This is a genomic window from Bradyrhizobium sp. CCGB12 (assembly GCF_024199845.1).
GTDB lineage: Bacteria > Pseudomonadota > Alphaproteobacteria > Rhizobiales > Xanthobacteraceae > Bradyrhizobium.
Genome location: NZ_JANADO010000001.1, coordinates 6,248,890 through 6,262,169, shown reverse-complemented (window position 1 = coordinate 6,262,169; position 13,280 = coordinate 6,248,890). Strand labels below are relative to the sequence as shown.

Genomic DNA, 13,280 nt, shown 5'->3' with positions numbered 1-13,280 from the left:
TGGCGACGCTACGGCGCGTCGCGCTCGGGTGGATTGCCCTCCTGCCTGGTCGTCAGCTTGCTGCCCTGGCGAAATCCGTACGCGATCAACGCGATCAACAAGATGACGCCAGGGATGCCGATCCAGGCAGGAAGCATGACGCTCCCCTTAGATCACCTTCGCGATCGCGACGGCGGTGTCCGCCATGCGGTTCGAGAAGCCCCACTCGTTGTCGTACCAGGACATCACGCGCACCAGCGTGCCGTTCTGCACCTTGGTCTGGTCCTCGTGGAAGGTCGAGGAGTGCGGGTCGTGGTTGAAGTCGATCGAGACGTTCGGTGCCGTGGTGTAGCCGAGGATGCCCTTGAGCTGCTGCTCGGAGGCGCGCTTCATCGCGGCGTTGACCTCCTTAACATCGGTGGCGCGCTTGGCGACGATCTTGAGGTCGACCACCGAGACGTTCGGCGTCGGCACGCGGATCGCGACGCCGTCGAGCTTGCCCTTCAGCTCCGGCAGCACGAGGCCGATCGCCTTGGCGGCGCCGGTCGAGGTCGGGATCATCGACATCGCAGCCGCACGGCCGCGGTAGAGATCCTTGTGCAGCGTGTCCAGCGTCGGCTGGTCGCCAGTATAGGCGTGGATCGTGGTCATGAAGCCGGTCTCGATGCCGACGAGATCGTTCAGCACCTTGGCGACCGGCGCGAGGCAGTTCGTTGTGCAGGACCCGTTGGAGATGACCAGGTGATCCTTGGTCAGCGTGTCGTGGTTGACGCCGTAGACGATGGTGGCATCGGCGCCGTCGGCGGGCGCGGAGACCAGCACGCGCTTGGCGCCGGCGGTCAGATGCGCTGAGGCCTTGTCCTTCGAGGTGAAGATGCCGGTGCACTCCAGCGCGACATCGACGCCGAGATCCTTCCAGGGCAGCTTCGCGGGATCGCGCTCGGCCGTCACCTTGATCTTGTTGGCGCCGAGGCTGATCGAGTCGCCATCGACGGTGACAGTGCCGGGGAAGCGGCCATGAACCGAGTCGAAGCGGAGCAGATGGGCGTTGGTCTCGACCGGACCGAGATCGTTGATGCCGACGACCTCGATGTCCTTGCGGCCTGACTCGGCGATCGCCCGCAGGACGTTGCGGCCAATGCGACCAAAACCGTTAATTCCGACGCGGACTGCCATGTTTCGTCTCCTTCAATGACCGTTGTCATCCCGCACAACGCGCTGTACGCGCCTGCGAGGGTTTTTTAGGGGCGGGCGCCCGGTTCGGCCGGGCGGTGCTTGATCATATGAGAGATTAGGTAGTCCTTTTTTCGGGCAAGCTCAACTCTCAGGAAACGCGCTTCAGCACAGCGTTAACCGCGGCCTCGGCGGTAATGCCGAAATGCTTGTAAAGCTCCTTGGCAGGTCCGCTTTCGCCGAAGGAATGCATGCCGACAAATTCGCCATCCCGGCCGATCACGGCATCCCAGCCCCAGCGCACGGCGGCCTCGATCGCAATCTTGACCGGCGCGTTGCCGATGATTGCGGCGCGTTTCGCCTCTGGTTGCGCTAACAACAGCTCGAGCGAGGGAACAGAGACGACCCGTGACGGGATGCCGCGCTCGGCGAGCTGCTTCTGGGCGGCGACCGCGATCTCAACCTCGGAGCCTGACGCGAACAACGTTGCCTTGGCTTCGCCTTGAGCTGCGACCAGCTCGTAGGCGCCGGCCGCGCAGGGATTGTCGTTCGGCGCGTTGGTCCGCAGCTGCGGCAGGTTCTGGCGCGTCAGCGCCAGCACCGTCGGACCGTCGATGCGATTGAGCGCGAGCTCCCAGCACTCGGCGACCTCGATGGAATCGCAGGGGCGGAACACGCGCATGTTGGGAATGGCGCGAAGCGCGGCGAGATGCTCGACCGGCTGATGGGTCGGACCGTCTTCGCCAAGGCCGATGGAATCATGGGTCATCACATAGACGACGCCGGCGCCCATCAAAGCGGCAAGGCGCATCGCCGGACGTGCGTAGTCGGTGAACACCAGGAAGGTCGCACCGTTCGGTGCGAAGCCGCCGTGCAGGAAGATGCCGTTCATCGCGGCGGCCATGCCGTGCTCGCGGATGCCGTAATGGATGAAGCGACCCTTCGGCGTCTTGGCCGAGAAGGCGGTCGCCGACTTCGCCTTGTTGTTGTTGGAGCCGGTGAGATCGGCCGAGCCGGCCAGGAACTCCATCGGCATCGCGGCCGCAATCGCCTCGATCGCGGCTTCTGACGATTTGCGGGTCGCCGCTGTCAGCGGCTTTTCGAGCAGCTCCTTCTTGTGCGCCCGCAGTGCCTTCGCCAGCGAGGCCGGACGTTCATGGCGCAGGCGGCGTTCGAACTCGGCGCGCTTGCGGCTGCCGAGCTCGCCAAGGCGTGCTTCCCATTCCTGGCGTGCCGCCGCGCCGCGGCTACCGGCCGCGCGCCACGCCTTCAGCACGTCGTCGGCGACCGCGAACGGTTCGAGTGCGATGCCGAGATTTTCCTTGGCGGCCTTGAGCTCGTCGGCGCCGAGCGCCTCGCCATGCGCCTTCGCGGTGCCGGCCTTGTGCGGCGCGCCGAAGCCGATGGTGGTGCGGCAGGCGATCAGCGTCGGCTTGTTGGACTTTTGCGCGCGCGTGATCGCGGCGGCGATCGCGGCCTGGTCCTGGCCGTCGATCTTCTCGGCGGCCCAGCCCGCGGACTTGAAGCGCTTCACCTGGTCGACGGAATCGGAGATCGAGGTCGGGCCGTCGATCGAGATGCCGTTGTCGTCGTAGAGCACGATCAGCTTGTTGAGCTTCCAGTGCCCGGCCATCGCGATCGCTTCCTGCGACACGCCCTCCATCAGGTCGCCGTCGGAGGCCAGCACATAGGTGTGGTGATCGACGATCTTCTTGCCGAATTCGGCGGCCAGCATCTTCTCGGCGAGCGCCATGCCGACCGCGGTCGAGATGCCCTGGCCGAGCGGGCCGGTGGTGGTCTCGATGCCCTTGGTGCGGAAATTCTCGGGGTGTCCGGGGGTGAGCGAGTCGACCTGGCGGAACTGCTTGATCTGATCCAGCGTCATCTCGGAATTGCCGGTCAGGTACAGCAGCGAATAGAGCAGCATCGAGCCGTGGCCGGCCGAGAGCACGAAGCGGTCGCGATCCGGCCAGCTAGGCGCGGCGGCATCGAATTTCAGGAATTGTGTGAACAGCACCGTGGCGATGTCGGCGGCGCCCATGGGCAGGCCGGGATGGCCCGACTTCGCCTTCTCGACAGCGTCCATCGAGAGGCCGCGGATCGCGTTGGCCATACGGGAGTGATCGACCTGCGTCATGTCTGAAATCCGTCTGAAATGAGGCGCTTGGCGGCGAACGCCCGCGCGGGAGGAGCCTGGCGGCCACTGAAGGTCGGGGCTGGGATAGCACCTCGGTTCCGGGAGTCCAAGGCAATCAAACGCCGGTTTGGCCGTAAAAGTTGCCTGTGTGGAGATCGGTTTTCCGCCGGGATCGCGCCCGGGAGGAACTGGCCGATCGGCACGACCTCCACTCGATCTATCGGTGCATAGTTTGGCGGCGGCGTTGCGCTTGGCTAGCTTGCCACGTAAATTTCTGCTTCTAACCGCTTGCCGAACCGAGTCTTTTACCGGCCGGCAAGCCCCAGGAATAAGGCCACTGGGCAAAGGCCAAAGGTTCCGCCGCTGACTGCATGAACGATCGCGTGTCCAACAGCTCTGCCATGACGGAGTCATCCGCCGTCGAGATCGAGATTGCGACCCGCAGGCTCACGGCGGCGCTCGATGCGCTCGAAAGCGCGGTCGAGCGGCGGCGCGACGCGGATCGCGACGAGAACGAGCTCGCGACGCGGATTCAGGCGCTCGGCGCGGACCGCTCGCGCCTTGCCGACGAGCTCGACGGCGCGCTGGTGAAGGCGCGCAAGCTCGAGCGCACCAATCGCGAGATCTCCGACCGGCTGGATTCCGCAATCGTCACGATACGCTCGGTGCTCGATACCGGAGAGGACGGATGAGCCACATCAACGTCACCATCAACGGCCGGCAATACCGCATGGCCTGCGAGGAGGGCCAGGAGGTGCGGCTGCTCAAGCTCGCCGAAAGCCTGGAGACTCGCATCCAGTCGCTGCGCGGAAAATTCGGCGAGATCGGCGATGCCCGTCTCACCGTGATGGCGGCGTTGACCGTCTGCGACGAGCTGGTCGACGTGGGCAACCGCGTCCGCACCATGGAGCAGGAGTTGATCGAGCTCAGGGACTTCCGCAACGCCGCCGTCGAGCGCGCCCGGATGACGCAGACCGCGGTGGTGAATGCGCTGAACGCCGCCGCCGAACGCATCGAGAAGTCGACCCAGGTCCTGAACCGCACCGTCGGCAACGGGATCGCGATCGGCTGATCGTCTCCCTCCCCCGCTTGCGGGGAGGGTCGGGGAGAGGGTGTCTCGGCAACGGGACAATCCCCCAGAGGAGAAAGCCCTCACCCGCGCCTTCGGCGCGACCTCTCCCGCAAGCGGGAGAGGTGAGTAACCACAAGCCGGGCTGGTGATTCGTCAATATCGTTGTTACATTGCACGGGCGAGGCTGCGACGTGCGTCCGGAGCCATATATCCCCGGGGCCTTATCGATCCTTTAGGGAACTGTCCCTGGCCGGGCCCGTGGGCCCGGACATATGGTGCCCACCTACTTTCGTAGGGAACTCCGGGATCGAGTGCTTCAACGGCGTACGCGGCTTCGCACTTGCGTCTGCTTGGTTTGTGCCTGTCGAAACGATTGCGGCCAGTTCAGGAGATGTCGTGTCCCGGCTTGACCGGGGCATCCAGTACGCCGCGGCCTTTGTGTGAATCACCACTGCCTCTGGAATACTGGATCACCCGCCCCAGTGCGCAAGGGCGCACAAGGCGAGTGATGATGTGGGGGACCAAAGCGCATGTCCACTTCGAAAGCCGAACTCCGTGCCAGGGCCCTCGCCAAGCGCGACGCGCTGAGCGAGAAGAAGCGCGCCACCGCCGCCACCAAGCTCGCCAAGCGCGGCTTGCCGTTCAAGCTCCTGCCCGGGAGCATCGTCTCCGGCTATTCGCCGATCCGCAGCGAGATCGATCCGATGCCGCTGTTGCGCAAGCTCGCTGAAGAGGGCGCAAGGCTGGCGCTGCCTTGCGTCACCGCGCGCGGCCAGTCGCTGATCTTCCGTCTCTTTCATCCGAACGATCGCCTTATGCTCGGCCCGCTCGGCATTCCCGAGCCGTCGCCGGCAGCAAGCGAGGTGATCCCCGACATCATGCTGACGCCGCTCGCCGCCTTCGACCGTCTCGGCCATCGCATCGGCTATGGTGCAGGGCATTACGATTTCACCTTCGCGCATTTGCGCAAAGCCAAGCAGATCGTCGGCATCGGGCTTGCTTTTGCCGCGCAGGAGATCGAGGCGGTTCCGGCACTATCGCACGACGTCGCGCTGGATTATGTGCTAACGGAATCGGACGTGTTCGATTTCCGGAGTTCTGAAGTTGCGCATTCTCTTCGTGGGTGATGTCGTCGGCCGTGCGGGGCGCAACGCCATCGCCGAATATCTGCCCGGCATGGTCAAGGACTGGTCGCTCGATTTGGTCGTCGTCAACGGCGAGAATTCCGCCGGCGGCTTCGGCATCACGGAGGCGATCTATCAGGAGTTTCTCGATGCCGGCGCCGATGCGGTGACGCTCGGCAATCACTCCTGGGACCAGCGCGAGGCGCTGGTGTTCATCGAGCGCGCCGAACGCCTGGTGCGTCCGGCGAACTATCCGCGCGGCACGCCCGGCCGCGGCGCAGCCCTGGTCGAGACCAAGAACGGCAGGCACGCCCTGGTCGTCAACGCGTTGGGGCGCGTCTTCATGACCCCGTTCGACGATCCCTTTGCCGCGCTGGAGCGTGAGCTCGGTGCCTGTCCGCTCGGTGTTGCCGCCGATGCCATCGTCGTCGACTTCCATTGCGAGGCAACCAGCGAGAAGCAGGGCATCGGTTTCTTCTGCGACGGCCGCGCCAGCCTCGTCGTCGGCACCCACACGCATGTGCCGACCGCCGACCACCAGATCCTCGCCGGCGGCACTGCCTACATGACCGATGCCGGCATGACCGGCGACTACGATTCCATCATTGGCATGCAGAAGGAGGAGCCGCTGCGGCGGTTCACGTCGGGAATCCCGTCGGGCCGTTTCGAGCCGGCCGCGGGGACGGCGACGCTGAGCGCCGTCGCCGTGGAGACGGATGACGCGACGGGCCTCGCGCTGCGGATCGCGCCGGTGCGCGTCGGCGGCCGGCTGGAGCCGGCGACGCCGAAATTCTGGTTGAGCTGAATTCTCGCGGCATTCACGGTGCACCCTCGCCCCTTGTGGGAGAGGGTGGCTCGCCGCGAAGCGGCGAGACGGGTGAGGGGTCTCTCTCCGCGAGTTCGCATCGTGCAAGTGGACAGAGACCCCTCATCCGGCGCTTCGCGCCACCTTCTCCCGCAAGGGGAGAAGGAGGGGCAGCGTCGCCCGTTTCGACCGCCGTCTCCCTCACGCCGCCGCCAGGACGGCCTGCCAGAGATCGAGTACTTCCGCACGTGCGATGCCGCGTGTGATGAACACGATGCGCGAGCGGCGATCGCCGTCGGGCCAGCCACCAAGCGCAACAGGCGGATGGAAGACGTGGTGCACGCCGTGGATCACGATCGGCGTTGGCTCGTCACGGAGATTGAGAATTCCCTTCACCCGCAGCAGGTCCTCTCCGCGCGCGCTGCGCAGATGCGCAAGCCAGCGCGTCACGGCCATCCAGTCGAGCGGCTCGTCGAACGCCAGCATGAAGCTGGCGATCGACGCATCGTGATCATGATGGCCATGGTCATGGTGCGCGTGATGATCGTGATGCGAATGACCGGCGTCCGCATGTGGTTCCGCGAAGGCCCGCTCGTTGAGCCAGCGCTCAACGTCTATCCTTTTCAGCTCGGGATCGATCAGGCCGGCGCCGAATAGCTGCGCAGGATCGATCTCGCCGTGACTGACGCTTTCGATCCTGGCGCCGGGATTGAGCCGCCGCAGGCGCAGCTCCAGCGCCGCGATATCCTCGACCAGATCGCTTTTGGTGATCAACAGCCGGTCGGCCAACGCCACCTGTTTCACCGCCTCATATTGCCGATCGAGCTGACGCGGCGCGTTGACCGCATCGACCGTGGTCACGACCGTGTCGAGCCGCAGGAAGTGCGAGACGAGAGGATTGTTGAGCAAGAGCTGCACGATCGGCGCGGGGTCGGCGAGACCGGTGGTCTCGACCAGGATACGGCGGAACGGCGGAATCTCGCCGCGGTCTCGCTTCACCAGAAGGCTTCGCAACGTCTCCTCGAGGTCGCTGCGGATGGTGCAGCAGATGCAGCCGCTGGCGAGCACGGCGACCTCGCCATCGACGCGCTCGACCAGGAGATGATCGAGACTGATCTCGCCGTACTCGTTGATGATGACGGCGCTGTCCTTCATGCCGTCGTGGCGCAGCAGGCGATTGAGCAATGTCGTCTTGCCGCTGCCGAGAAAGCCGGTGATCAGCGAGACCGGAAGTCGCTGCGCGGATTTGTCGCTTTCAAACAGGCTCATTGGAAGCTCTCGCACCAACGGTCGTCGCTGGACAACAGCTTAGCGGAGGAGGAGGGTGACGGAAACAATTTTAGAGTCCGGATTTTTTCCGGACCACAACCTGGGAGGGTGCAATGTCTAGTGAGATCAACGACGTAGATCATGACAGCAGCGGCGCCACGACCGACCGCCGGACCTTGCTCCGCACCGCGGGCATCGCCGGCGTCGCCGGCGCGGCGCTCGCCGGCTCGATGCACGGCAAGTTCTCGCTGGCGCCCATCAGCCAAGCCCAGGCCCAGACTGCCACCTCCATGCCCAAGAATGTCGACAAGCCATGGTGGCCCTCGAAATGGGGCAAGGATGACGAGTCCGGCGCATCCAACCACATCACCCCGGCGAAGGTCCTCGACGCCGCGAAATGGATCAAGGACGGCAAGATCTACAAGATCGGTCGGGTCTACGAGGCCGCGATGCCGCTGTTCGGCGCGCGTGTGTTCGCGCTGCGCATTCCCGGCAGCCCGACCGGTGGCCCGTTCGGCGACAACAAGCTCGTCTATCACGACGAATTTCTCGCTACCGAGATCGCGCAGACCGGCACGCAGTTCGACGGCCTCGGCCACATCGGCATCCAGATGGGCAAGGACGGCGACAAAAGCGAGATGCGATTCTACAACGGCTTCACAGCCGCAGAGATCAGCGACGCCTACGGGCTCAAGAAGCTCGGCGTCGAAAAGCTCAAGCCGATCTTCACCCGCGCGCATCTGATCGACATGGTCGCCCTGAAGGGCGGCATGATGGACGCCGGCCAGGAGATCACCTCGGCCGATATCAAGGCGGCGCTGGCGAAGCAGAACATCCCCGAGAGCGACATCAAGCCTGGCGACGCGATCATGTTTCATACCGGCTGGGGCTCGCTCTGGATGAAAAACAATGATCGTTTCAATAGCGGCGAGCCGGGCATCGGCCTCGACGCGGCCAAATGGATCGTCGAAAAGGATCTCGCGCTCACCGGCGCGGACAACTGGGCGGTCGAGGTGGTGCCCAATCCCGACAAGACGCTCGCCTTCGTGGTCCATGCCGAGCTGCAGACCAAGCACGGCATCCACAACCATGAGAACCTGATCTTCGACGAGCTGATCGCCGACAAGAAGTATCAGTTCGTCTATTGCTTCTCCCCGGCTCCGATCAAGGGCGCTACGGGAAGCAACGGCTGCCCGATCGCGATTACGTAACGATGCGCGTCCGCGTGGGCGAGGGAAGCCCACGCCGAGGTGTTGGGCTAGCTCCACAGCATGGTGTCGTCCCGGCGAAAGCCGGGACCACCAATCTCGTCTTACACTTACTCCGCCGTCTGCTCCCTTAACTCCGCCACATCCTTCGCCGTCAGCTTCGAGCCCTTGGTGCCGAACCGCGCCGTGACGTAGTTCGCCACCGCCGCGATCTCGTCGTCGGTGTACGCCTTGCCGAATGCCGGCATCGACAGCGCACCATCGGGCGTATGGCGCCTGGTGCCTGACAGCACGATCTGCGCGACGTTGGTGGCGGCGGGGTCGTTGACGGCCCAGGTGCCGGTCAGCGTCGCCATCGGCGAGACCGGACTCTCGCCGCTCCAGCCGTGGCAGCTGGCGCAAGCGCTGGCGAATACCTTCTTGCCGCGTGCGTCCGCCGTCACGCCCTGCTTGTGCGAGGCCGGTGCTGCGGGCGCCGTGGTGGCCGGCAGGTCGGGCGAAGGCTGCGGCGGCACGCTGCGCAAATAGGTGACGATGGCGCGGATATCTTCGGGGGCGAACTGGCTGAAACTGTTGTCGACGGCTTCCCCCATCGGACCCGAGGCCGAGCCGTGGCCCGGCGCATGGCCGAGCGACAGATACGAGATCAAATCCTCGTCGCGCCAATTGCCAAGGCCGGTCGCTTTGTCCGAGGAGATGTTGAACGCTCGCCACCCGGCGGTGACGGCTCCTGCGAACTTCCTGCGGTTGTCCAGCGCAAAGCCGAGATTGCGCGGCGTGTGGCACTCGCCGCAATGCGCCAAGGCTTCCGCAAGATACGCGCCTCTGTTCCATTCCGGGCTCTTCGACGGATCTGGCGTAAAGCGCGTGTCAGGATTGAACACGGCCGACCAGAACATCATCGCCCAACGCTGGTTGAACGGGAACGACAGCGTGTTGTCATGAGCTTTCGCGCGCACCGCCGGCAGGCTGAACAGATAGGCCTTCACCGCCAGCACGTCCTCGTCGGTCATGAAGGTGTAGGACGTGTATGGCATCGCCGGATAGAGGCGGGCGCCATCGCGGCGCTTGCCGTGCTGGACCGCGTTGAGGAAATCCTGGTCGCTGTAATTGCCGATGCCGGTGTCCTTGTCCGGCGTGATGTTGGTCGAATAGAGCGTGCCGAACGGCAGCTTGAAGCCGAGCCCGCCGGAATACTCTTTCTCACCGGGCTTGGTGTGGCAGACCATGCAGTCGGCGGCCTTGGCGAGATACTCGCCACGCTCGACGATGCCAGCCTTCTCCAGCTTGGCGGGGACGCCGGTGGGCTTGCCGGCGCGGTAGTCCGCCAGCGCCACCTTCGTGCCGCCGGCGAAGTCGAGCGGGCCGGGCCCGCGGATGATGAAGACGCCGATCCCGACCGCGACGATGGCGATCACAATGATGCTTGCGAGGATACGCATCTTGCCGCTCATGCCTTCTTCCCCACAGCCAGCAGTCTTCGATCGATCGGCAGGCGCCGCAGCGCGACGCCGGTTGCGGCGTAGATCGCGTTACGCAGGGCAGGCGGCCCGGCGTTGACGCCGGCCTCGCCGATGCCGCCGGGCGCCTCGCCGCTCCTAACCACGATCACCTCGATCTTCGGCGTCTCGTTGATGCGCATCATGCGGTAGTCGTGGAAGTTCGACTGCTGCACGCGGCCCTTGTCGATGGTGATCTCGCCATAGAGCGCGGCCGTGAGGCCGAAGATCAGTCCGCCCTCGATCTGCGCCTTCACCGTATCGGGATTGACCGCGATGCCGGTGTCGACCACCGAGGTGATGCGACGGAGCGCGATCTCGCCGACATCGTCGATCTCGGCCTCGACCACGGTCGCGATGAAGCTCGCGAATGACGGTTGTACGCAGACGCCGCGGCCGACGCGCGGCGGCAGCTTTTGGCCCCAGCCGGACTTTTCCGCGGCGAGGTCGAGCACGGCGAGCATGCGCGGATTTTTCGTGAGCATGGAACGGCGGAATTCGACCGGATCCTTGCCGGCCTTGCGTGCGAGCTCATCCATCGCACATTCGACCGCGAACACGTTGTTGTTCGGGCCGACGCCGCGCCAGAATCCCGTCGGCACCGACAGCGGCTCGGCGCGGACATATTCGACATGGAAGTTGGCGAAATCGTAGGGCGCATCGACCGCGGCGTCGACCGCGTCGATGTCGATGCCCTTCTGGAACGCCGGCGGCAGCCAGCGCGCCAGCACGGCGGAGCCGGCGACCTTGTACTTCCAGCCCGCGACCTTGCCGTCGACCAGCGATGCCGTGATCTGGTCGCGATAGACCGGGCGGTAGACGTCGTGCTGGATGTCCTCCTCGCGGGTCCAGATCACCTTGACGGGATAGTCGACCTGCTTGGCGATCTTCACCGCGGCGACCACCATGTCCGGCTCGAGCTTGCGGCCGAAGCCGCCGCCGAGCAGATGCTGGTTGACGATCACCTTGTCGACGGGAAGGCCGGCCGCCTTCGCCGCCTCGGACTGAACGCGCGTCATGATCTGCGTGCCGGTCCAGATCTCGCAGGCATCCGGCCTGACGTGGACAGTGGCGTTGATCGGCTCCATCGAGGCATGCGCGAGGAACGGCAGCTCGTAGGCGGCTTCGAACCTGTCGCCGCTGGCGAGCGCCTTGGCGATGTCGCCGTCCGATTTCGCGACGGCCCCATCCTTCTCGCTGGCCTTGCGCAGATCGTCCCAAATGTCCTTGTTGGAGATCCCAGCGTTCGGCCCCTCGTTCCACTCGATCTTGAGCGCTTCGAGACCTTTCTTCGCCGCCCACATGTGATCGCCGATCACGGCGACCGCGTCGTCGAGCACGACGATCTTGCGCACGCCGGCGACCTTCGTCGCGGCACTGTCGTCGACCTTGCCGACCTTGCCGCCGAACACCGGACAATTGGCGATCGCCGCGATCTTCATGCCGGGCAGGATCGCGTCGATGCCGTAGAGCGCCTTGCCGTTGACCTTGTCAGGCGTATCGAGCCGCTTCAGCGGCTGGCCGATGAGGACGAAGTCCTTGGGATCCTTGATGGCGACGTCCTTGGGCGGCGTCTGGGCCTGCGCGGCGAGCGCCAGCTCGCCGTAGCCGAGCTTGCGGCCGCTTGCGGCATGCGCGACCTCTCCTTTGGACGCCGTGCAGCTTGCGGGCTCAACGCCCCACTGGCTGGCCGCGGCCTGCACCAGCATCGCGCGCGCGGTGGCACCGGCCTTGCGCAGCGGCAGCCACCATGCGCGGATCGAGTTGGAATTGCCGGTGACTTGCAGGCCGAAGGTCGGATTGCCGTAAAGCTTGTCATTCGGCGGCGCATGCTGCACCTCGACCTTGCTCCAGTCGGCATCCAGCTCTTCGGCGATCACGGCCGAGATCGAGGTGTAGGTGCCCTGGCCCATCTCCACCTGCGGCATCATCAGGACGGTGCGGCCGGTCTCGTCGATGCGGATGAAGGCGTTGGGCGCGAACTTGCCGTCGGTCACGTCGCGCTGCACGGGCTCGTTGGCGGCGGCGCGCAGCGGCAGATGAAAGGCGAGCAGGAAGCCGGTGGCGAGGCCGCCGGTCAGAAGCGCGCGGCGGGAGACGCTGTTGTGTGCAGTCATGGCGGACCTCACGACTGCTTGCCGTTGGCGGCCTGCTTGATGGCCTCGCGGATGCGGACATAGGTGCCGCAGCGGCAGATGTTGCCGGCCATCGCAGCATCGATGTCGGAATCGTCAGGGTTGGGCGTGGCCGCCAGCAGTGCGGCGGCGGACATGATCTGCCCGGACTGGCAATAGCCGCACTGGATCACTTCGGCGTCGAGCCAGGCCTTCTGCACCTTCGCGCCCGCAGGCGTGCTGCCAACGTGCTCGATGGTGGTGACGGCACGGTTCTCGACCGCGCTCACCGGCAGCACGCAGGAGCGCACCGCCTTGCCGTCGACATGCACGGTGCACGCACCGCATTGCGCGATGCCGCAGCCGAACTTGGTGCCGGTCATGCCGAGGATGTCGCGCAGCACCCACAGCAGCGGCATTTCAGGTGGCGCGTCGAAGGATTTCGTTTCGCCGTTGATGGTGAGAACAGTCGCCATATGCATCCCCTCTGCTCGCTGAATCGCTTGCGGGCGATCTAGTCGGCGAATTCGCGCGCGACAATAATCATACCGATGCAAAACGATGAAGCGTCGATAAATCCGGCGATGCATATTTGCGCTGCCGACGCGTCAGGCCATGACGTTCACGAATTTGTGCGGCGATCGCTGCAGCGATTCTGGGCTAATTGATATGATAAGCGTCATTTTTTGACGTTTTTTCATCGCGCGCGCCCTCGACAGCCGCAGATGATCGTGTGAATCGGCAAAGCCGTGCGATGACGAAATGCGTGCGATTAGAAAAAAATCGACGGCGGTCGCGCGCCGCAGGGATCGGTCGCAATGGTCGCTGCGCCGGATCTGCGACGCAATAGCCAAGGTGTTCGTCGATGGCACTGCTTATTGTCCGGCCGGGGGAGGTCGG

At 64.9% G+C, this 13,280-nt stretch carries 13 protein-coding genes and 1 other RNA gene; 6 read left to right on the top strand and 8 right to left on the bottom strand.

The window, feature by feature from the left end; all coding sequences use genetic code 11:
* Window positions 1-8 precede the first annotated feature (8 nt).
* From NLM27_RS43665 to tkt, 3 genes are all read right to left on the bottom strand, one after another.
* Window positions 9-137, bottom strand: coding sequence for a hypothetical protein (locus NLM27_RS43665; RefSeq protein ID WP_256570035.1), 129 nt, complete (start codon window positions 135-137; stop codon window positions 9-11).
* Between the two features lie 10 nt (window positions 138-147).
* The gene (gene gap, locus NLM27_RS28670; protein ID WP_254146474.1) at window positions 148-1,155 is read right to left on the bottom strand and encodes a type I glyceraldehyde-3-phosphate dehydrogenase; all 1,008 of its coding nucleotides are present in this window, start codon (window positions 1,153-1,155) and stop codon (window positions 148-150) included.
* Between the two features lie 148 nt (window positions 1,156-1,303).
* Window positions 1,304-3,289 (bottom strand): transketolase, encoded by a 1,986-nt coding sequence (tkt, locus tag NLM27_RS28665; protein WP_254146473.1) that lies wholly within the window; start codon window positions 3,287-3,289, stop codon window positions 1,304-1,306.
* 371 nt (window positions 3,290-3,660) lie between these two features.
* Here tkt and NLM27_RS28660 point away from each other — a divergent pair, with 371 nt between their 5' ends.
* From NLM27_RS28660 to NLM27_RS28640, 5 genes are all read left to right on the top strand, one after another.
* The gene (locus tag NLM27_RS28660; RefSeq protein ID WP_027530137.1) at window positions 3,661-3,981 is read left to right on the top strand and encodes a DUF4164 domain-containing protein; all 321 of its coding nucleotides are present in this window, start codon (window positions 3,661-3,663) and stop codon (window positions 3,979-3,981) included.
* Entirely contained in the window at window positions 3,978-4,361 is a 384-nt protein-coding gene (locus NLM27_RS28655) for a cell division protein ZapA (RefSeq protein ID WP_254146472.1), read from the top strand. Before NLM27_RS28660 ends, NLM27_RS28655 begins: the two co-directional genes overlap by 4 nt.
* 178 nt (window positions 4,362-4,539) lie before the next feature.
* Window positions 4,540-4,700: non-coding RNA, 6S RNA (gene ssrS, locus NLM27_RS28650), on the top strand.
* Window positions 4,701-4,891: 191 nt separating this feature from the next.
* Entirely contained in the window at window positions 4,892-5,488 is a 597-nt protein-coding gene (locus NLM27_RS28645; RefSeq protein ID WP_254146471.1) for a 5-formyltetrahydrofolate cyclo-ligase, read from the top strand.
* The gene (locus tag NLM27_RS28640; RefSeq protein WP_254146470.1) at window positions 5,466-6,290 is read left to right on the top strand and encodes a TIGR00282 family metallophosphoesterase; all 825 of its coding nucleotides are present in this window, start codon (window positions 5,466-5,468) and stop codon (window positions 6,288-6,290) included. The genes NLM27_RS28645 and NLM27_RS28640 overlap by 23 nt, the downstream gene beginning before the upstream one ends.
* Window positions 6,291-6,491: 201 nt before the next feature.
* Here the strand turns inward: NLM27_RS28640 and NLM27_RS28635 are convergent, their stop codons facing one another.
* Window positions 6,492-7,559 carry a GTP-binding protein gene (locus NLM27_RS28635; RefSeq protein WP_254146469.1) on the bottom strand — a complete coding sequence of 356 codons (1,068 nt, stop codon included), beginning with the start codon at window positions 7,557-7,559 and terminating at the stop codon, window positions 6,492-6,494.
* Between the two features lie 113 nt (window positions 7,560-7,672).
* Here NLM27_RS28635 and NLM27_RS28630 point away from each other — a divergent pair, with 113 nt between their 5' ends.
* Window positions 7,673-8,770 carry a cyclase family protein gene (locus tag NLM27_RS28630; RefSeq protein ID WP_254146468.1) on the top strand — a complete coding sequence of 366 codons (1,098 nt, stop codon included), beginning with the start codon at window positions 7,673-7,675 and terminating at the stop codon, window positions 8,768-8,770.
* Between the two features lie 107 nt (window positions 8,771-8,877).
* Here NLM27_RS28630 and NLM27_RS28625 read toward each other — a convergent pair whose 3' ends face one another.
* The 4 genes from NLM27_RS28625 to NLM27_RS28610 form a co-directional block, all read right to left on the bottom strand.
* Entirely contained in the window at window positions 8,878-10,221 is a 1,344-nt protein-coding gene (locus NLM27_RS28625) for a c-type cytochrome (RefSeq protein ID WP_254146467.1), read from the bottom strand.
* Complete coding sequence (locus NLM27_RS28620; RefSeq protein ID WP_254146466.1) at window positions 10,218-12,383, bottom strand: molybdopterin cofactor-binding domain-containing protein; 2,166 nt, start codon at window positions 12,381-12,383, stop codon at window positions 10,218-10,220. Before NLM27_RS28620 ends, NLM27_RS28625 begins: the two co-directional genes overlap by 4 nt.
* Window positions 12,384-12,391: 8 nt before the next feature.
* The gene (locus tag NLM27_RS28615) at window positions 12,392-12,856 is read right to left on the bottom strand and encodes a (2Fe-2S)-binding protein (protein ID WP_254146465.1); all 465 of its coding nucleotides are present in this window, start codon (window positions 12,854-12,856) and stop codon (window positions 12,392-12,394) included.
* 132 nt (window positions 12,857-12,988) lie between these two features.
* A complete protein-coding gene (locus NLM27_RS28610) occupies window positions 12,989-13,252 on the bottom strand; it encodes a hypothetical protein (protein ID WP_254146464.1) in 264 nt (87 codons plus the stop codon).
* Window positions 13,253-13,280: the final 28 nt, after the last annotated feature.

Excerpts from the sequence above, each read along its gene's own strand:
- NLM27_RS28630 (WP_254146468.1), top strand. The coding sequence starts at position 7,673 with ATGTCTAGTGAGATCAACGACGTAGATCATGACAGCAGCGGCGCCACG.
- NLM27_RS28645 (WP_254146471.1), top strand. The coding sequence starts at position 4,892 with ATGTCCACTTCGAAAGCCGAACTCCGTGCCAGGGCCCTCGCCAAGCGC.
- NLM27_RS28620 (WP_254146466.1), bottom strand. The coding sequence starts at position 12,383 with ATGACTGCACACAACAGCGTCTCCCGCCGCGCGCTTCTGACCGGCGGC.
- NLM27_RS28655 (WP_254146472.1), top strand. The coding sequence starts at position 3,978 with ATGAGCCACATCAACGTCACCATCAACGGCCGGCAATACCGCATGGCC.
- gap (WP_254146474.1), bottom strand. The coding sequence starts at position 1,155 with ATGGCAGTCCGCGTCGGAATTAACGGTTTTGGTCGCATTGGCCGCAAC.
- NLM27_RS28615 (WP_254146465.1), bottom strand. The coding sequence starts at position 12,856 with ATGGCGACTGTTCTCACCATCAACGGCGAAACGAAATCCTTCGACGCG.
- tkt (WP_254146473.1), bottom strand. The coding sequence starts at position 3,289 with ATGACGCAGGTCGATCACTCCCGTATGGCCAACGCGATCCGCGGCCTC.
- NLM27_RS28660 (WP_027530137.1), top strand. The coding sequence starts at position 3,661 with ATGAACGATCGCGTGTCCAACAGCTCTGCCATGACGGAGTCATCCGCC.
- NLM27_RS28625 (WP_254146467.1), bottom strand. The coding sequence starts at position 10,221 with ATGAGCGGCAAGATGCGTATCCTCGCAAGCATCATTGTGATCGCCATC.
- NLM27_RS43665 (WP_256570035.1), bottom strand. The coding sequence starts at position 137 with ATGCTTCCTGCCTGGATCGGCATCCCTGGCGTCATCTTGTTGATCGCG.
- NLM27_RS28635 (WP_254146469.1), bottom strand. The coding sequence starts at position 7,559 with ATGAGCCTGTTTGAAAGCGACAAATCCGCGCAGCGACTTCCGGTCTCG.